This window comes from Otoolea muris (assembly GCF_943193115.1).
In the GTDB taxonomy this organism is placed as follows: Bacteria; Bacillota; Clostridia; order Lachnospirales; family Lachnospiraceae; genus Otoolea; species Otoolea muris.
The window spans coordinates 41,837-61,540 of record NZ_CALPCY010000011.1 but is presented as its reverse complement, the minus strand read 5'-3'; the positions used below and the strand labels follow the sequence as shown (position 1 = coordinate 61,540).

The window sequence follows — 19,704 nt, the reverse complement described above, 5'->3', positions numbered from 1 at the left end:
AGGGGCCGCATCCCCTCTCTTTTCATGTCACAACCGCTCCCAAAGCCTTCCGTCCCGTCTATTTCGTCTCCGCCTTAAGCGCCCTCAGCTCATCAAACACCACATCATTCAGCACCTTGATATACGTCCCCTTCATCCCCGAGGAACGCGACTCAATCACGCCCGCGCTCTCAAACTTGCGCAGCGCATTCACGATCACGGATCTCGTGATCCCCACCCGATCCGCAATCTTGCTGGCCACCAGGATCCCCTCATTGCCCTCCAGCTCGTCGAAGATATGCGTGATAGCCTCCAGCTCTGAGAAGGACAGCGTGCTGATCGCGGATTTCACGATCTGGATCTTCCTTGTCTCCTCTGCGTTTTCCTCGTTCACGGAGCGCATCATCTCAAGGCCCACGACCGTCGTCCCGTATTCGCTCAGTATGATATCGTCAATGTCGTACTGCGAGTCGGATTTATAGATAAACAGGGTGCCCAGCCGCTCGCCGGAGATATCGATGGGGGTGATGATCGCCTGGTATTTGCGCACATTCTCCTCCGCAAAGCCCAGGGTCGCCAGGTTTACATTCTCCTTTGTGGACAGCACGCTCAAAAGCCGCTCATTCAGCAGGCGATCCACAAAGCCTCCCACCTCGTCCTCAATCAGCTCCTCTATCTCGTCAATGCCGGGGTGAATGGCGACTCCCAATACCTTGCCTTTCTTGCTGATTACAAGAATATTCGATATCAAAATTTCGCTGAGTACCTCGCAGATATCGTTAAATACAACCTTGTGCGAATGATTGTTATGCAACAACTTATTGATCTTTCGGGTTTTGTCCAACAACTGAACACTCATTGCCAGTTACCTCCTTTACTTAATCTTTTTGCAATTTTGAAATTATTTCCTTTATATAAAAATAGTAACACAATTGCGGACTAATAACAAGAGATATTCCGGTTTTTTCAATTTTTTTTAATAATTAGAGTGCCAGCAGGTCTTGAAAGGCGCTGATTTAGCGTCTGATCCGCCTTTTTTCGTGGCGGCAGACGCAAGTTTCCCCCGCCGCGCCCTTTTTTCTGACCGGGGTTTTCCCTGCCTTTCAGGCATAACCGCTTCAGTCTTCTGTCTTTGCCTGCACAAATCCGCAGTTTTTATCAGAGCACAGAAGCTTGTTTCCTTTTTCGAGCATCATGCTGCCGCATTCCGGGCAGACCTCCTTTGAGGGCTTCTGCCAGGACATGAAATCACAGTCCGGATTGTCCACACAGCCGTAATACTTGCGCCCCTTTTTCGTCTTGCGCAGCACGATATCTTTTCCGCACTTCGGGCAGGCGACGCCGATCTTTTCGAGATAGGGCCTGGTGTTTTTACAGTCCGGAAAGCCGGGGCAGGCTAAGAAGCGGCCGTGCGGGCCGTATTTTATGACCATGTTGCGGCCGCAGTTTTCACAGATTTCTTCCGTCACCTCGTCGGCGATCTTGACAGCGTCCAGTTTATCCTCCGCTTCCTTGACCGCCTCCGCCAGATCCGGATAAAAATTCTCGATGACCGTCTTCCACTGCACGCTGCCGTCCCCGATGCCGTCCAGCAGATATTCCATGTTGGCCGTAAAGGCCAGATCCACGATGGAGGGAAACGCCTGCTTCATCATGCCATTGACCACCTCGCCCAGCTCTGTCACGTAGAGGTTTTTATTCTCCTTTGCCACATAGCGCCTTGCTATGATAGTGGTGATCGTGGGCGCGTACGTACTGGGGCGTCCGATCCCCTGCTCCTCCATGGCCTTCACCAGCGAGGCTTCCGTGAAATGCGCCGGCGGCTGCGTGAAATGCTGGCTGCTCACAAGCTCAACAAGGCCAAGCTCCATCCCTTTTTCCAGCGTCTCGGTAAGAATCCCGCCCTCCTCCTTGTCCTCATCCTGCATGTAGACGGACAGAAAGCCGTCAAATTTGATCAGGGAAGCGGAAAGCGAAAATAGGCGCTCCCCGGCCGCGACCTTCACTGACGTCGTCTCATAGACGGCCGGCTGCATCCGGCTGGCGGTAAAGCGCTTCCAGATGAGCTGGTAAAGCCGGAATAAATCCCTGCCCAGGGATTCCTTTACCTGCACCGGCGTCAGGGTGATATCCGTCGGGCGGATCGCCTCATGCGCGTCCTGGATCTTGGCGTCCGTCTTTTTCTCCTGCCCGCCCTGGGAGACATAATCGTTTCCGTACTGCTCCCCGATAAAGGCCCTGGCCGCCGCGTCGGCCTCTGCCGCCACGCGCGTCGAGTCCGTACGCAGATAGGTGATAAGGCCCACAGTCCCGCGCCCCTTGATATCCACGCCCTCATAGAGCTGCTGCGCCAGGCGCATTGTCTTCTGCGTGGAAAAATTCAGGGTCTTGGCCGCCTCCTGCTGCATGGTGCTCGTCGTAAAGGGGATCGGCGCGCGCTTGATGCGCTCGCCCTTTTTCACCTCGCTAACGGTATAGGAGCAGCCCTCCAGATCCTTTACTATCGCGTCCAGCTCTTCTTTATTATGAATGGCCTGCCGGCCGTCCTTTGTGCCGTAATACTTCGCGGACAGCTTCCTTTTCGAGCCCTTTGCCTTTAAGCTCGCCTCCAGGTTCCAGTATTCCTCGGGAATAAAGGAGCTAATCTCCTCCTCCCGGTCGCAGATCATCCGCAGCGCCACGGACTGGACGCGCCCTGCGCTAAGGCCCCTCTTGACCTTAGTCCACAAAAGCGGGCTGATGAGGTATCCCACCATGCGATCCAGCATCCTGCGCGCCTGCTGCGCGTCCACGAGATTCATATCAATCACCCGCGGCTCCTTTAGAGACGTTTTCACCGCATTTTTCGTAATCTCATTAAAGCTAATGCGGTAAATCTTTTTATCTCTGGCCTCATCCAGCTTCAGAGCCTTGATAAGATGCCAGGAGATCGCCTCGCCCTCCCGATCCGGGTCGGTTGCCAGATAGATCTTATCCGCCTTCTTGACCTCCCGGCGGAGCTTGGCCAGTATATCGCCCTTTCCCCTGATTGTAATATATTTCGGCTCATAATCGTGCTCTATGTCGATCCCGAGCTGGCTCTTGGGCAGATCACGGACATGGCCGCCGGAGGCGTCCACCTCATAGTTGGATCCCAGAAATTTTTTAATGGTCTTTACCTTGGCCGGCGACTCTACAATTACAAGATTCTTTGACATATCAGACTCCTACTCCAGTTTTCTTGTATAATACTGATTCAGCGGCTGGAGAACCATGCCCTTAAGCTCCAGCTTCAAAAGGGCCTCCATGCAGTCTGCCATGGACAGGCCGCTCGCCTGCATGATCTCCTCCAGGTGCTTAGATTGTAAATCGAGGCAACTATACACCATTTTCTCCGTCTTGGCAAGTGTCTTCTCCGTTTTTTTCTCTTTTTTCTTTTTTCCTCTAATACATTCATGCTTTAATTGGAAAAAATCAAGGATGTCCTCCGGAGATGTAACCATCGCCGCGCCCTGCCGTATCAGCCCGTTGCAGCCGGCGCTCAGCGGATCTGTGCGCCTTCCCGGAAAGGCAAATACTTCCTTCCCCTGCTCCAGCGCCAGATCGGCTGTGATAAGGGAGCCGCTGCGCGCCCTTGCCTCCACTACGATCACCGCGTCGGAAAGCCCGCTGATGATCCGGTTGCGGCACGGAAAATGCCAGGAGAGCGGGGACTCGCCAGGCCCGTACTCGGAAAGTATACCTCCGCGCTCCAGAAGCGCCCTGTAAAGCCTCTGATTCGAGCTGGGGTAACAGACATCAATCCCGCTCCCCAAAACAGCGCAGGAAGCCCCGCCGTTTCGCAGCGCGCCCTCCTGCCCCGCGCCATCGATGCCCCTGGCCATCCCGCTCACCACCTGGACGCCCGCCCGCGCCAGCTCCCCGCCCAAAAGCTCCGCCTCCTGCCGCCCATAGGAGGTGCAGCTCCTGGCCCCAATCAATGCCGCGCTGGGCGCTTCGTCTGACGGGAGCGTCCCTCTCGCAAAAAGCCATCTTGGCATATCATACATATTCCGCAGCCGCTTCGGATATTCCGGATCCGAGGGCAGAAGGAAGCGTATCCCCTCCCGCAGCATGGCGTCGTACTCCCTGCGCCGCAGGCTCAGCTCCCCCCGCGCCGCCTCCATTGCCTCCACATCCCCCTTTGACAGAAATCCGAGACTTAAAAGACGCTGTTTCTTCATATTATATACCGCCTCATAGCTCCCGGCGCATTCCAGGAGCTTTCCCGCCTTCACCGCTCCGATCACGCCGGTCCGGCTCAGCCAGTACGCATACTCCTTTTCCGCAATAAGCGTCATATGTATTCCTCCTCTTTTGTCCCTGATGTACTCCCGGAATCCCGCTACTCACCGAACCGAAAGCCCCAGTAGCTTCTCTCAAAGCTTCTGAACGCCACGGCCTCCATCAACTGTTCCCGCCCGATCTCTTCTTTCCCGTCCAGATCCGCAAACGTCCGGGCGGTCTTTAAGATCTTCTCCTGCCCGCGGATGCTGAAAGGCAGACGCCGGTACACATCCTCCAAAAAAGCCTGATCCGCCTTTGAGAGCGGGCAGAAGCGCTCAATCTGGCGCGCCTTCATCTGGCCGTTAAAGCGGATGCGCTCTCCCGCAAAACGCTCCTCCTGCCGTTTTCTCGCCTCCATGACGCGCTGCCGCATCACGGCCGAGCTCTCTCCCTTTTCCCGCCCGCCTGCGCCCACAAACTTCGGTGGAAGCGGAACCTCCACTCCGATATCGATCCGATCCAGAAAAGGCCCGGAGATACGTCCCAGATAACGGCGGATCTGCGCCTCACTGCAGCGGCAGCGCCCCAGATCCGGATAAAACCCGCATTTACATGGATTCATGGCCGCCGCAACCAGCGGATCCGCCGGAAATTCCACGGCCCGGCTGCTGCGGGACACCACAATCCGCCCTTCCTCCATGGGCTGGCGCAGCAGATCCACAAGCGGCGGCGGAAATTCCGCGAGCTCATCCAGAAACAGGATCCCGTGCGTGGCCAGGGAAATCTCCCCCGGCCGGGGATTTCTGCCCCCGCCCGTAAGCGCCGCGGCCGTCGCGCTGTGGTGCGGGCTGCGAAACGGCCGCATCCTCACAAGCGGCCTGTCGGCCGTAAGAAGGCCGCATATGCTGTACAGCTTCGACAGCTCCATGCTCTCCTCCAGGGAAAGCGGCGGCAGAATTGTCGCGAGCCTCCTCGCCGCCATCGTCTTCCCCGTCCCCGCCGGCCCGATGTAGAGGATATTGTGCTTCCCTGCCACGGCGGCCTCGCTGGCCCGCCGCACTGTCGCAAGCCCCCGAATCTCGTCAAAATCCATATCAAACTCCGGATCCTCCTCCCCGGGAAACAGCGAATCGTCAAACCAGCTCCCCTTAATGGACGCCGGATCCGCTAAAAGCTGGGCCAGCTCCTTTAGGGAACCCGCGCCCACAGCCTCCAGCCCGCGCGCCGCCATGCCCTCCCGTACATTCTCCGCGGGGAGAAACACACGATTGATCCCCAGCTTTGACGCCGCGTAAGCCCTTGGCAGGACGCCCCTGACCGGCTTTATGCTCCCGTCAAGCCCCAGCTCCCCGATAAACGCCGAACCGTTTACGCTCTCCGGCGCAATCTGCCCCAGGCAGCACAGCATGCTGACCGCAATCGCCAGATCATACGCCGTGCCCTCCTTGCGCACCCCGGCCGGGGACAGATTCACCGTAATCTTGCGGGGCGGAAGCCGGAAACCCGAATTTTTAAAGGACGCCCGCACCCGCTCCTGCGCCTCCCGGACCTCCTGCGCGAGATAACCCACCATAATAAAGCCCGGAAGGCCGTCGCTTATATCCGCCTCCACGGAAACCGGAAACGCCTCCACCCCGCACAGGCCAAATGACATGATATTGCTGAACAAAAAGATAAACCTCCTTTATATGTAAAAAACATTGCGCTTCCCCATCCGCCGCCGCGCATACCGGAACCGGACATGAACGCGTGTCTCAAAAGCGTCTTTCCCGCGGAAAAATCCTGTCCATCATCCTGTAAAAATGGGGGAGACAGGTATTAAAATATTGAAATCAATCAGAAAAACAGATATATTCAGAACATAGACAATAAACGAAATGATTCAGAATAGAATTCTCTTTTATTTTCACAGCAGCACCGGAAATGTGGGAGAAGGAACTGCGCGAAACATCCTTTAACAGACCATACAGGTCAGAAACTGTCCAGAAAAATCCTGCGCACGATTCACAAGTTATTTCCGGACAGTTCCTTATTTCACAACAGCTCCTTGCAGGGGAAACGAAGATCCAATTACCCCATTCCCCCATACCTCTTCCTGATCCACTGCAAAATATGGCGGCACACCTCATCCCGGTTGATCTCATTCAAAAGCTCATGGCGCGCCCCGGGATAGAGCCTGAGCCTCACGTCCCGCATCCCCAGCCGCTTAAACTCCCTGTAAACGCGCCGCACGCCGCGCCCCTGTTCCCCCACCGGATCCAGCGCCCCGGAAAGCAGCAGGATCGGCAGCGTCTTTGGAATCCGCTCAAACTGCTTCTGCTGTTTCAAATCCCACATGACCCGGAAAAAGTCCTCATAGGCCCCATTGGAAAACAGAAACTGACAGTACGGATCCGCCTCATAGGCCCGGTTCGCGGCCGTATCCCTCGACAGCCACTGGTGATCCGTCTCCCCCTTCTCAAACCGCCTGTTATAGCCTCCCAGGACGAGACGGTGCAGCGCTTCATTATAAAAGGCCCGCCCTTCTTTCTTCACGGCCCTTGCTACAATCGTCCGCGCCGCCATCAGAACAACCGCCGGCTGGCTTCCGGTTCCCATCAGGATCGCGCCGTCCACCGCATCGCCGTGCAGGGTCAGAAATCGCCTCGCAAAAAAGGAGCCCATGCTGTGTCCCAGCAGAATATGCGGCTTTCCCGGATACTGACGGCCCGCATACTCCGAAACACGCCTTACATCCTCCAGGACATAATACGCCCCGTTCTCCTCCGCAAACCGGCCAAGCGTTCCCTCGCGCGCCGTCCTCCCGTGCCCCAGATGGTCATGCCCCAGCACCGCGATCCCGGACCGGTTCATGCGTTTTGCAAAATATCCGTACCGCCCGATGTGCTCAATCATGCCGTGGGAAATCTGCACCACCGCCCGCGCCTCGCCCTCCGCCGGCCACTGAATGCCGTGAATCCGGCTTTGCCCGTCGCTGGAGGGGATATAAAAATCGAAACTGCTGCTCATATGTCCTTCATCTCCTTGTATCTTCACAGAATAATCTGCCTGCGCTACTAACAGTCTGCCCTGTTTGCCGCCATTCCATGTAACGCTTCAGGCAGACAGAACAGTTCCTTAGCCAACACCCCCGCTGCAGGCAGCATGACATCATACTTGCAGCGCTGCGGAGCAGCGACGTACGCAACCCTTGCGCCAACTAAAAATACTGCTTTCCTGTTGTATTTGTACATTGCGGAAACCTTCCGGAAACAGAAACAGAGTACGCCCGATCATTTAGAAACGAAATTAATTCTATGTTTTTATTATAATAGGATTATCCCGAAATTTCAACCAGAATCTCAAAAAATCTTATCGATTTTATATTCATCATCAATAAGCACATAATTTACATTATATTTTATAGCAAGTTTTAAAAACTGCGCATTATCTTCTAAAGCACGCTCCATAGTATACCGCTCATCGCTTAATCGGTTTTCTACTGCGCTTGCATATTTTTTTATATCGGCAAAATGTTTTTTTATATAATTCCCGCTCATCACAAGACAGTAACACTTAATATATTCAAGATATTTCTTTTCAAAGTCTTTTGTCCAGTCAAAAGGAATATAACATCCTTCAATGATAAGATTTTGTTTGTTCTCTATGGCTGTTTTTATTATTTCACGGATAATCGGCCATAAATAATCTGTAAGTTCATCATCTTCTTCCGGGGTAAGTCTGGTGTAACCGCTGCGAATTAAACCCATTTTCAAATGGTCTATTGATAAATAGGGGTATTTATATTTTTCAAGCAGTTTTTGGGCAAGCACAGTTTTTCCTGTGTGCGATGCTCCTGTTATCAAAACAATCATATTATTTTCAAATCTCCAGCTTATCTTTTCGCTTTTCCTATTGTACCACAATTCCGAAATATGGAAACAGCGAGTTTTCCGGGCTGATTTCCTGCCTTATGGATACTCGGCGCACATTGTATATGATATGCAAAAACAGACGCCGCAGCCTCGCAACCGCGGCATCTGCTCCTGCCGTTCATACTACAAAGATCTCATAACCGTTCCGCTAACCCCTGAACGGCCGCCTTATAGACTACTTATTCATTCCCATACAGAGTAACCAGCTTGTTGAGATAAGCAAATCTCTCCTTTGCCGCTTCCTCATTCTTCGCAAACAGCTCGTTCGCCCGCTCCGGGTTCTTGAGCGCCAGAGATGCGTAGCGCACCTCGCCCTTTAAGAACGCCTGGTAGTCGCCGGTCGGCGCCTTGCTGTCCAGAGTAAACTTCTTCTCCGCAGCCGGATTGAAGCGGAAGTTATGCCAGTAACCGCACTCTACCGCCAGCTTCTCCTCGGTCTGGGCCTTGTCCATACCCTTCTTGATTCCGTGATTGATACACGGAGCGTAAGCGATGATCAGGGACGGACCCGGATACGCCTCAGCCTCAGCCAGAGCCTTTACAGTCTGCGCATAGTCTGCGCCCATGGAGATCTGCGCCACATACACATAGCCGTAGCTCATGGCGATGGAAGCCATATCCTTCTTCTTCACATCCTTACCGCCGGCCGCGAACTGCGCCACTGCGCCGGTCGGCGTGGACTTGGAGGACTGTCCGCCTGTGTTGGAGTAAACCTCCGTGTCATAAACCATGATATTGATGTCCTTGCCGGACGCCAGCACATGGTCAACACCGCCGAAGCCGATGTCATAAGCCCATCCGTCGCCGCCGAATATCCACTGGGATTTCTTGGCCAGGAAGTCCTTATTCTTCACGATCTCCTTGCATACCGGACAGTCGATGCCGTCGAGAGCGGCGACCAGCTTGTCCGTGGCAGCGCCGTTGAGAGCGCCGATGCCGAAGGTATCCAGCCACTCCTTGCAGGCCGCCTTCACCTCTGCGCCTGATTCGGAAGCCGCAGCCACCTCCTCAACCTTCTTCTTTAAGCCGTCGCGGATCGCGTTCTGAGCCAGCAGCATGCCGTAGCCGAACTCTGCGTTGTCCTCGAACAGGGAGTTATCCCAGGCCGGGCCCTTGCCCTCTTTGTTTACCGTATACGGAGTGGACGGCGAGGAGTTGCCCCAGATAGAGGAACAGCCTGTCGCATTGGCGATATACATCCTGTCGCCGAAGAGCTGTGTGATCAGCTTTGCGTACGGAGTCTCGCCGCAGCCTGCGCATGCGCCGGAGAACTCAAGAAGCGGCTGCTTGAACTGGCTTCCCTTTACCGTCGTCTCTTTGAATTTATCGATTACATCCTGCTTGAGCGGCAGGGTCTGGCCGTAATCAAAGCCCTTCTGCGCGTCGAGATTCTTCGCCAGGCTCTGCATGGTAAGCGCCTTCTCACCCTTTTTGCCCGGGCAGACATTTGCACAGGAACCGCAGCCCGTGCAGTCAAGGGCGGAAATGGTCATGGCAAACTTATACTCCGGCATACCGGTCATGGGCAGAACCTTCTGTGTCTCCGGAGCCGCGCCGGCCTCTGCCTCCGTCATGGCAATCGGGCGGATAACCGCGTGCGGACAAACATAGGAACAGAAGTTACACTGGATACAATTGTCCGGATTCCATACGGGAACGTTTACGGCGATGCCGCGCTTCTCGTATGCAGAGGAGCCGGACGGCGTGGTTCCGTCCACGTAATCCTTAAATGCAGATACAGGCAGGTTGTCGCCCTCCTGCGCGTTCACAGCAGCCTGAATGGTGTTGACGAACTTCACAACGTCCGCTCTGCCCTCGGATGCATGCGTCATCTCAAGGCCCTCGTCCGCCGCGTTCTTCCAGCTCTCCGGAATCTGAATCTCCACCACGTTCTGAGCGCCTGCGTCGATAGCGGCCCAGTTCTTCTTAACCACATCCTCGCCCTTGCGGCCGTATGTCGCCTGAGCAGCGGCCTTCATGAGCTCAATCGCCCTCTCCTCCGGGATAATGGCAGCCAGCTTAAAGAATGCGGACTGAAGAATGGTGTTGATACGTGTCGGGCCCATGCCGGTCTCAATACCAAGCTTCACACCGTCGATGGTGTAGAATTTGATGCTGTGATCCGCCATGAACTTCTTTACCTGTCCCGGTAAATGCTCTTCCAGCTCCTCCATGCCCCACGGGCAGTTTAAGAGGAAGGTTCCGCCGTCCACCAGCTCCTGCGCCATGTTGTACTTGCGGATATAAGCCGGGTTGTGACAGGCCACGAAATTGGCCTTGCGGATTAAATACGTGGACTTAATCGGCTTGTGGCCAAAACGTAAGTGGGACATCGTCACACCGCCGGACTTCTTGGAATCATAGTCAAAATACGCCTGCGCGTACATGTCCGTATTGTCGCCGATGATCTTGATGGAGTTCTTGTTCGCGCCTACCGTGCCGTCCGCGCCGAGCCCCCAGAACTTACAGTTTACGGTCCCCTCCGGAGTGGTAACGAGCGGAGCGCCAAGCGTAAGGGAAAGGTTGGTCACATCATCCACGATACCGATGGTGAACTGCTTCTTCTCGGTGTTGTCAAATACGGCAACCACCTGGGCCGGCGTGGTGTCCTTGGAACCAAGGCCGTAACGTCCGGTGAAGATCGGAGTCTGATCAAACTTCGTGCCCTTTAAGGCGGCAACCACGTCAAGATACAGCGGCTCGCCGAGAGAGCCTGGCTCTTTGGTCCTGTCTAATACGGAAATCTGCTTTACGCTGTCCGGAATCGCGTCAACCAGCGCGCCCGCCACGAACGGCCTGTACAGACGAACCTTTACAACGCCGACCTTTCTTCCCTGTGCAACCAGGTAGTCGATCGTCTCCTCGATCGTGTCGTTGATGGAACCCATGGCAATGATTACGTGCTCCGCATCCGGCGCGCCGTAATAGTTGAACAGCTTATAATTCGTGCCGATCTTTTCATTAACCTTGTCCATATACTCCTGGACAATCGCCGGAAGAGCATCGTAGTACGGATTGCACGCCTCTCTTACCTGGAAGAAGATATCCGGGTTCTGAGCGGAACCTCTCTGGCAGGGATGGTTCGGATTGAGCGCGTTCTTGCGGAAAGCGTCGATCGCGTCCATATCAGCCATGTCCTTCAGATCCTCGTAATCCCAGGTCTCAATCTTCTGAATCTCGTGGGAAGTACGGAAACCGTCAAAGAAGTTGATAAACGGCACCTTGCCCTTGATCGCCGCCAGATGGGCAACCGGCGTTAAGTCCATAACCTCCTGAACGCTGGATTCACAGAGCATCGCGCAGCCGGTCTGACGGCATGCATAGATGTCGGAATGATCGCCGAAAATGGACAGCGCATGGCTTGCCAGGGCGCGCGCGGATACGTTGAATACGCCCGGAAGCTGCTCGCCCGCAATCTTGTATAAGTTCGGGATCATCAGCAGAAGACCCTGGGAAGCGGTGTAGGTCGTGGTCAGAGCGCCTGCCGCCAGAGAGCCGTGTACAGCGCCCGCCGCGCCTGCCTCAGACTGCATCTCCGTGATCTGAACCGTGTGGCCGAACATATTGGTTCTTCCGTCTGTCGCCCATTCGTCTGTGGCCTCTGCCATAGGAGAAGATGGGGTGATCGGATAGATCGCAGCCACGTCGGTAAATGCATATGAAGCATGCGCCGCGGCATGGTTTCCATCCATGGTTTTCATCTTTCTTGCCATAGTGCTATATTCCTCCTACTCGATAGTGAATGTATAAGTAACTTCCCCTCTGTGGAAATTTACCTGATAATATTATAACAACTTTTTGTTAAAATGCAAACGAATTTGCCCGGTTCTGCGTATTATTTTAGAAACAAACGCCGTCTGTCCCCGCTTCTTGCCCGTTTGCCTGCCATCAGCGACAGATCCTGAAGCTTCCTGCCGAATTCATCCTCCCTGGCTATATAAAGCAGATCCCTGTCCATCTCATTCATCACATGCAGGACCGACGCATAGATTCCAATCGCCACAGAAGGCGATCCCTTTTCCACAGAGCACATCGTCGTCCTGCTGATTCCCGCCTGCCTGGCCACCGCCTCCGCCGACAGCCCGCGCCGCAGCCTCGCCAGCTTAATCTGCTCTCCCATCTTCTCCAGAATATCCTTTGTCTGCGGCAGAATGGCCGTTGATTTTTTTCCCATGATGTTATCCCCCCTTTATTTTCCCTGCGCCCGGCGTATCTGTCACATAATGCGGATTATGTCGCCGCGCAGGCCCCCGTTTCCCAGTCACTCTCTCCCCAGGGGGAGAAAAAGCCGCCCGCATGCCTCTGATCCGCCCCCATGAAACTCATAACCGCGCCAAAATAAGCCGATGTAAAACCACCTTTTACACCAGCTTTTATTTTCGCGCTCTTTTTTATCCGAGCATTTTCAGACACGCCCCGGCGCCGTTTGACTTTTTAAATATAGTTATGTATAATTATATCATCTTTTAAACGCAAAGCGCCCGCGGCCGCGACATAATCCGCATTATGTCCCCCATATCCTGACAGATCCGCCCCCATCTCTTTCCCGTCTCAAATCACAAGCTGCAGCCGCTCAATCAGCCGTTTATGCTCCATCTCTGTAGTCATGACATAGATACGCGTCGTATTGATGCTGCTGTGCCCCAGGATATCCGCCAGCTTCACGATGTCCTTTCCCATGCCGTAAAAGGTACGCGCAAACAGCTTCCTCAAATTATGCGGAAACACCTTGCTGGCCTTTACCCCCGCCTTCCCGCAGATCCGTTTCATCTCCGCCCAGATACGGCTGCGGTTTAAGGGCTTTCCGCTTTTCGCCCTGAAAATCACCCCGCAGCGTATCCCCTGTTTCCTGGAAAATGCCAGCAAAAGCTTTCTCAGCTTTCCCGGTATGAGAATGACGCGTGTTTTATTTTTGCAGGAAACCGTAACCGCTCCCTGGCGCACGGATTCCACGGTGAAATACTTAAGCTCCGACACCCGTATCCCTGTCCCGCAGATCGTCTGCAGCAGCAGGCACAGACGCGGCCGGGCCCGGGAGGCCTCCACAAGGCGCAGATATTCCGCTTTTTTCAGTTCCCTGTCTCCGGCAGTATAAATCTGGCGCTGTATCTTTATATTCTTCACCCTGCAGTCCCCGCGTCCCAGATAAGTAAGAAGGCTGTTGACCGATGACAGCATGGAGTTAATACTCCCCGCCTTATATCCCTGCTCCAAAAGCCGTCCCTTATACTCCATCACTGCCTCCCTGGCAATCGCCCTGCCGCCCAGGAAAGCGGCAAATCTGCGCGCATCCCGGAGGTATTTGTCAATTGTAGCCGCACTTTTTTCTTCATTTGCCAAATGTAACTGATACTGGAGCATTATTTCTTCTGTCAATGTCCTCTGAGCCATGCTGAATCCTCCATTCGTAGCAAATCTGTACTCCCAAAATCCCGGCGCGCCGGAGCGTGCCTGAGACATGCATTCTGCCGGATGCGCCTGAATCAACGCACGTTCAAACGGCCGCGCTCCCAGCGTGATGGCGGATCACCTCAAAGCGCTCCAGCGTCACCGCCTCCCCGTCCGCGATACCCGCCTTCTTTCTGGCAATGGCAATCTGCTGCTCTGCGGTGTCAACACCCTCCAGATCCGGCAGCAAAATACCTCTCTTCGCTCCGTTTGAGACGATCACCCCATACCGCTTTACATTGAGTTCCGCGGGCGATGCGATCCGCTCCTTTTCCCCCAGCACATCCACGCTGATCTCCAGCAGCCCCAGCTCCCGGCGTTCTACGGCCGGAAACCGCGGATCCCGGCTGCACGCGCTGACCGCGTTTTCTATAATCTCCTCCGCCAGCGAGGGCTGCACAGCCTCAATGGCGCCGATACAGCCGCGGAGCGCGCCGGCCTCCTTTATGGATACAAACGCGCCGGCCCGGGAACGGTAAAGCTCCTGCGGGAGGCCCTCCGGAACCGAAAGGACGGCGCCGGCGCTGACATATACCTCTATCGCTCTGCGCGCAAGGCTCACACAGGCGTCCTCCTGCTCCCGTAAAGCCTGAATCCTCCGGCGCTCCTGTTCTTCATATATTGTAAGGAAATGCCTTCCCGGCTCATCGCCGAAAGCCTCATAGCAGCAGATCCCATAGCCCACGCCGAACGGTCCCTCATAGGAAAGCGCCTCCGCCTTTACCCCCATGCCGTCCAGCGCGCCGGCCATCACAACAAAGGAGCGGTGGCCGCATTCCCCGGCTTTCTCACAGAACGTCTCAGGAAACTCGAACAGTCTGCCAAAATCCCCCTTTCCCATGACCTCCATAATCCGCTGATCATACGCCGGCCCCTCCTCCTGATAGCCGTACGGGCCGTCCTCCTTCAGCCGATGGGACAGATCCCCGCTGGCGACGACCACGATCCGCCTGCCGAGCCGTTCTGCCGTCTCCCGGATACACTTTCCCAGCTCATAATGCATGGCAAGGGGAAGGCCGGACAGGCCGATTCTCACCAGACGGCAGCCGCCCCCGCGCGGATTGATAAAATACAGCGGAACCATGGTCCCGTGATCCAGGCTTCTCTCCCGTTCCCCCAGCGTTCCCGCCGCAAGCCCCTGCGCGTCTGCCTGCCGGCAGAGCTCCCGCACAAACTCCTGGTCGTAGAGGACCTCCATCGCTTCTTCCCGCGCCCCGAACGCGCCAAAATCCCCCCTGGCCCCATCTCCGGGCGAGATATGGAAATAATCCGCATACATCGTCTGGTGCGGCGAGAGCAGAACGAGAGTCTCCGGCTCCATGCGGCGGATCCTCTCAGCCGCCTCCCGATATGCCGAAGCTGTCTTCTCAAGCCTTCCCTCCTCTCCCCTTCCGATTGCCGGTATGAGGATCGGCGGATGAGGCAGCATAAACGCTCCTGATACTCCCATAGCAAAACCTCCATATATTTCAAAGAAATGCAAAAACAGCCCGGGAACTATCTCCCGGGCCATTCTCTATCGTGCCCTGGCTGTGCGTTACAGCCATACGCGCCTGTTGCAGTATTACATGTTACATACCGGGGCCGCCCGGACCGCCGCTGCCTCCGGGCGTATTCCCTCCCGGGGAGGGAACGCCGCCTCCCGGAGCGTCCTGCCCCTGGCCGTCCTGCGGCGTCTGCGGGCTCTGCGGCGTCATCTGTCCGTTATTCTCCCCCGGATTCACGCTGCCCGGATTCTGCGGCGTCGTTGTCCCCTCTGCCGGCGCGCCCGTCGTCTGTGCCGGAACCGTCGGAGCAATGCCTTCTCCTCCCGGGCCCTCCCCGGCCGGACCGCCCTCGGACGTCGGGAGGTTCGCATCTATGGATTCCGCCTCGCTTGATTCCGTCGTCTCCGCCACGGTTGTCAGGACAACGCCTGAGGTGTTTCTCTTAATCTGCGCCGACTTCCCGCGGTAACTGCTGTTGTGGAAAAATTCGCGGCTCACCTCAACCCCATCCTTGGTTATAACCAGATATGTGCTCCAGGACGTGCCCGGAACCCCTTCCTTTACAATCTTCTCCTCATCCGGCTGCAGCGTCTGATCCTCTTCATACACAGGAGCCGGCGGATCAAGATTTCCGGACTTCTTGGACTCCATCTTGACCTTGGTGCCTTCCTCCAGAATCGGGATGCCGTAGATCGATATCGTCAGCTCCGGAGCCGAGAAGCTCGTCTTAATGGCAATCGGGTAATCCGATGTATTGACAAACTTAAAGTCCGGCCCGCCATAACTGACCGCCGCGTCCTCGCCCGGGGTCACATAGGACGGCTCATACGTGTGGGCCTTGCGCTCCGTCGTCTTAAGCCCTGCAAAAATCACCGCATTGTAAAGGGTCGAGGACACCTGGCAGACGCCGCCGCCCGGCTCCTGCACGATCTCGCCGTTCAGATAAGCCGTCGCGGGCTTATAGCCCTTCTCCACGGTGCGCGCTCCTGTCGTATCATTAAAGGAAAATGCCTGCCCCGGATTTACAATCGTGCCGTTTAGCGCCTCGCATGCCAGGCGGATATTCTCATTCCGGTTGCTGTTGGAGGTGGTCTTCGTGGTATAGGTCCCGATGGTCTTGTACCGCTCCGCAAGCTGAGCCGCCGTCGTGTCCGGGGAAACCTCCCGCACCTGCGCCTCGATCACCGCGTCGTAATCCTTTTGCGCCACGGCCGCCAGCATATCCTGCGCCAGCTTGTCCTGATCAATCACCAGGCCGTTGCTGCCCTCCGTGAAGGTAAACTTGCCGGATTGCTTGTCATAGCCGGAAATGCCGCCGTTCTTGGCCACCATGTTCCAGCTTCCCGCCACCAGAGCCGCCTCTGACTTGGCCGCGTCCAGAAGGTTCGCCGTATCGATCTCATAGCTCTCGCCCGGCTTCAGTTCGCTGGCATAGATCCCCTCCAGAAGCTCGTCCAGCTTGGCCTCCATCAAATTGTTGACCTCTGTCTCCTTATCCTGATACGTCACCTTCATGCCCCAGTTATACTGATCCAGAATCGCCTTCCTGGCCGCCTCCTGGGAAAGGCCCATGATGTTCACGCCTTCCACTGTAACCTGCTCGCCGCCCGCCGTCTCCTCCGCCGTACTGCCGCTCTCCGACGCCTCCGCGCTGCTCTCCCCGCCGTTCTCCTTCCCCTTACAGCCTTTAACCGCAAGGGAAATGCATAAAATCAGTATTATAATTCCCGCTGCGCCCAGAAGGACGGCCGGCGCTGCCGAAGCGCGCCTCCTCCTGTGCCTTCCATGATGACCGGATGAATAAGAATACCGCGCCGGCCCGCTGTGGCCGGACTGGCTGTGTCTCGTATGCGCCCCATAATCCGTACGGCCCGTACGGCCGCTTCCCTGAGAAACACGCCCGCTCCCTGAAGAACGGCCGGAGCCTGCTGTATGGCTTCTTCCCGCCGATGTCCTGCTCCCCGAAGAACGCCCCGAAGCCCCGGAGCCCGCTGCCCTTCTGCCCGAACCGCTGTTATAATTACTACTCATTTCCTATCACCCGTCTGTCGTTTATTTATCATTTGTTTCCTTGCATAAATTCTCTTCATGATGTATGAAACCGCGGCCGCTGTCCCTGCGGCCTTCATGAAGGATATCAAAGTACAGTATAGCACACTTCGCGGAAAAAGAAATGACTAATTTCTTAATATTCGTAAAATTGCAGAGGCGCATAACCGTTCAGACAGGTCTGCGATCCTGATGCGCTGACTGTACGATGCAGGCCGTATGATGAAATGACGGCCGCAGACATTCGTTTTGCGCCGCGTCTTCTTCTGCTTGCATTCCTGCTCCCATGCTATATAATATATAATGCCAACACAGTAAAAGCCCGGTACATAAGCAAAGACATTATAAAGGAGACTTAAATCGTGAAAAAAGACATGACCTCCGGCCCGGAGTGGGCCGTCATCCTCTCCTTCTCCCTCCCGATCATGGGCGCAAACCTATTGCAGGTGCTCTACAATTTCGCCGACAGTGTGATCGTAGGCAATTTCATCGGCCCCGCCGCCCTGGGCGCAGTCGGCCTCACCAATTCCATGACCTGGCTTCTGGTCGCCTTCTGCAGCGCGCTCGGAGCCGGCGCGAATATCGCGGCGGCCCAGTTCTTCGGCGCCGGAAAAGATACGGAGATCAAGGAAACCATCGCCGCCTCCTACCTCATGGCCGCGGCCTTAAGCGCGGCGCTGACGCTTCTGTGCGTCCTGGCCGCCCGCCCGGTGATTGACGGCTTTTTAAAGGCCCCGCAGGAGATGAGCGCGGACAGCCGGGCCTATTTCCTGATCTATTCCGGCGGGATCGTATTTCAGCTCCTCTACAATGTGACCTACGGCATCCTCCGGGCGCATGGGGATTCCAGGGGGGCCCTGTACTTCCTGCTCATCTCGGCCTTTGTCAATATCGCCCTTGACTGCCTGTTCATCCTGGTCTTTCAGATGGGCGTCCCCGGCGCGGCGCTCGCCACGGTCATCGCGCAGGCCGGATCCGCGATCGCCAGCATGCTCTACCTGCGAAAGCAATTTCCGGATCTGCTTCCCGGGCTGCGCTGTCTGAGCGCGTGGAAGAAACAGACCTGGCTTTTAACGCGGCTGAGCGTGCCCATCATTTTACAGAGCACTGTGACGTCGTTCGGCTTTATTATTCTGCAAAGGCTCATCAATTCCTTTGGCACGCCGAGCATCGAGGGCTATTCGGCCATGATGCGGATCGAACAGCTCGCCCACATCCCCTCGCAGAGCCTTAATGTCGCGCTCTCCAGCTTTACCGGGCAGAACATCGGAGCGGGAAAGACAGAGCGGGCAAAAAAAGGCTGCCGCTCTGCCATCGCGATGGGCGTCCTCACAAGCGCTGCCATCAGCGCCCTGGTCCTGCTCTTTGACGATCCTTTACTCGGCCTGTTCCACATCACCGGGGAATCGCTGCGCCGCGGGCGGGAGCACCTGGATATCCTGATGCTCTTTATCTGGACCAACACCATCATGAATATTACCTGCGGCTTCCTCCAGGGGGCGGGAGACGTCAAAATCCCGGCCGCCTCCGGCTTTGTCAACCTCGGCATACGGCTTTCCCTGTCGTATCTTCTGGCCGCAACGCCTGTCGGCTTTCGTTGCTACTACGTCAGCATGCCGCCGGCCTGGTGTATTTCCTGCCTTCTGGTGGTATGGCATTACAGGAGCGGGAAGTGGAAGGAGTATTGTATTGTGAAGAAAGGAAACGCTTCATGACAAACATCACAGAAATCACAGACTTTGACGCCCCGGGGCTGGACGTCTACGCCCGCCTGACAGAAGGGCAGCTTTTGAACCGGCATGAACCGGAAAAGGGCCTGTTTATCGCGGAAAGCCCCAGGGTGATCGAACGCGCCTTAGACGCCGGATATACCCCTGTCTCGCTTCTCCTGGAACAAAAGCATGTGGAAGGGCAGGCAAAGGAGATCATCCGCCGCTGCGGGGAAATCCCTGTCTTTACAGGCGAATTTTCGCTTCTCACAAAGCTCACGGGCTTTCACTTAACGCGCGGCGCGCTCTGCGCCATGCGCCGAAAGCCCCTTCCCGCCCCCAGAGAGGTATGCGCCGGCGCAAAACGGATTGCAGTGCTTGAGCATGTCATGAATCCTACCAATGTGGGCGCTATTTTCCGCTCTGCCGCGGCGCTCGGCATCGACGCCGCGCTGCTTACGCCCGCGTGCAGCAATCCGCTCTACCGCCGCGCCATACGCGTCAGCATGGGGGCCGTATTTCAAATCCCGTGGACATACCTCGGGCAGGAGGAATCGCAGGAAGCCGTCCCCGAAAGCCTTCCGGAAACGGATCTGGCGCTTCTTAAGGATCTCGGCTTTAAGACGGCTGCCATGGCCTTAAGCGAGCGCGCCGTGCCGATCGATGACCCGGCTTTGGCTTTGGAGGAACGGCTTGCCATTATACTGGGAACCGAAGGCGACGGGCTGGCCGCGTCCACGATTTCCGCCTGCGACTATATTGTGCGGATTCCCATGTCCCACGGGACGGACTCCCTGAATGTCGCCGCGGCCAGCGCGGTCGCTTTCTGGCAGTTGAGAAGGAAGGGGTGAGTAAAAAACTGTCGCGAAATGA

General features: G+C 56.0%; 13 protein-coding genes. 2 read left to right on the top strand and 11 right to left on the bottom strand.

The annotated features are described in order from the left end of the window. Window positions 1-58 precede the first annotated feature (58 nt). From codY to NFS31_RS09075, 11 genes are all read right to left on the bottom strand, one after another. On the bottom strand, window positions 59-838 hold the full coding sequence (gene codY, locus NFS31_RS09125; RefSeq protein WP_251493770.1) for a GTP-sensing pleiotropic transcriptional regulator CodY: 780 nt from the start codon (window positions 836-838) through the stop codon (window positions 59-61). Between the two features lie 259 nt (window positions 839-1,097). After that, window positions 1,098-3,176 (bottom strand): type I DNA topoisomerase, encoded by a 2,079-nt coding sequence (gene topA / locus NFS31_RS09120; protein WP_251493767.1) that lies wholly within the window; start codon window positions 3,174-3,176, stop codon window positions 1,098-1,100. Between the two features lie 9 nt (window positions 3,177-3,185). After that, window positions 3,186-4,298 (bottom strand): DNA-processing protein DprA, encoded by a 1,113-nt coding sequence (gene dprA / locus NFS31_RS09115; RefSeq protein WP_251493764.1) that lies wholly within the window; start codon window positions 4,296-4,298, stop codon window positions 3,186-3,188. A gap of 44 nt (window positions 4,299-4,342) precedes the next feature. Continuing rightward, on the bottom strand, window positions 4,343-5,893 hold the full coding sequence (locus NFS31_RS09110) for a YifB family Mg chelatase-like AAA ATPase (protein ID WP_251493761.1): 1,551 nt from the start codon (window positions 5,891-5,893) through the stop codon (window positions 4,343-4,345). Between the two features lie 401 nt (window positions 5,894-6,294). Further along, on the bottom strand, window positions 6,295-7,233 hold the full coding sequence (locus NFS31_RS09105; protein WP_251493759.1) for an alpha/beta hydrolase: 939 nt from the start codon (window positions 7,231-7,233) through the stop codon (window positions 6,295-6,297). Window positions 7,234-7,565: 332 nt separating this feature from the next. Further along, entirely contained in the window at window positions 7,566-8,078 is a 513-nt protein-coding gene (locus NFS31_RS09100) for an ATP-binding protein (protein ID WP_160302750.1), read from the bottom strand. Window positions 8,079-8,317: 239 nt separating this feature from the next. Continuing rightward, complete coding sequence (gene nifJ, locus NFS31_RS09095; protein ID WP_251493756.1) at window positions 8,318-11,851, bottom strand: pyruvate:ferredoxin (flavodoxin) oxidoreductase; 3,534 nt, start codon at window positions 11,849-11,851, stop codon at window positions 8,318-8,320. 122 nt (window positions 11,852-11,973) lie between these two features. Next, window positions 11,974-12,312: a helix-turn-helix domain-containing protein gene (locus NFS31_RS09090; protein WP_251493753.1), complete on the bottom strand. Its 339-nt coding sequence runs from the start codon at window positions 12,310-12,312 to the stop codon at window positions 11,974-11,976. Between the two features lie 377 nt (window positions 12,313-12,689). Further along, window positions 12,690-13,529: a tyrosine-type recombinase/integrase gene (locus NFS31_RS09085; protein ID WP_251493750.1), complete on the bottom strand. Its 840-nt coding sequence runs from the start codon at window positions 13,527-13,529 to the stop codon at window positions 12,690-12,692. Between the two features lie 103 nt (window positions 13,530-13,632). Continuing rightward, window positions 13,633-15,036 (bottom strand): AmmeMemoRadiSam system protein A, encoded by a 1,404-nt coding sequence (gene amrA / locus NFS31_RS09080; protein ID WP_251493748.1) that lies wholly within the window; start codon window positions 15,034-15,036, stop codon window positions 13,633-13,635. A gap of 121 nt (window positions 15,037-15,157) precedes the next feature. Next, entirely contained in the window at window positions 15,158-17,104 is a 1,947-nt protein-coding gene (locus tag NFS31_RS09075) for a VanW family protein (protein WP_251493745.1), read from the bottom strand. 380 nt (window positions 17,105-17,484) lie between these two features. On the opposite strand from NFS31_RS09075, the gene NFS31_RS09070 reads away from it, so the two are divergent. Then, entirely contained in the window at window positions 17,485-18,837 is a 1,353-nt protein-coding gene (locus NFS31_RS09070) for an MATE family efflux transporter (RefSeq protein ID WP_251493742.1), read from the top strand. After that, the gene (locus NFS31_RS09065; RefSeq protein ID WP_251493740.1) at window positions 18,834-19,682 is read left to right on the top strand and encodes a TrmH family RNA methyltransferase; all 849 of its coding nucleotides are present in this window, start codon (window positions 18,834-18,836) and stop codon (window positions 19,680-19,682) included. Before NFS31_RS09070 ends, NFS31_RS09065 begins: the two co-directional genes overlap by 4 nt. The last annotated feature ends 22 nt before the right edge of the window (window positions 19,683-19,704 follow it).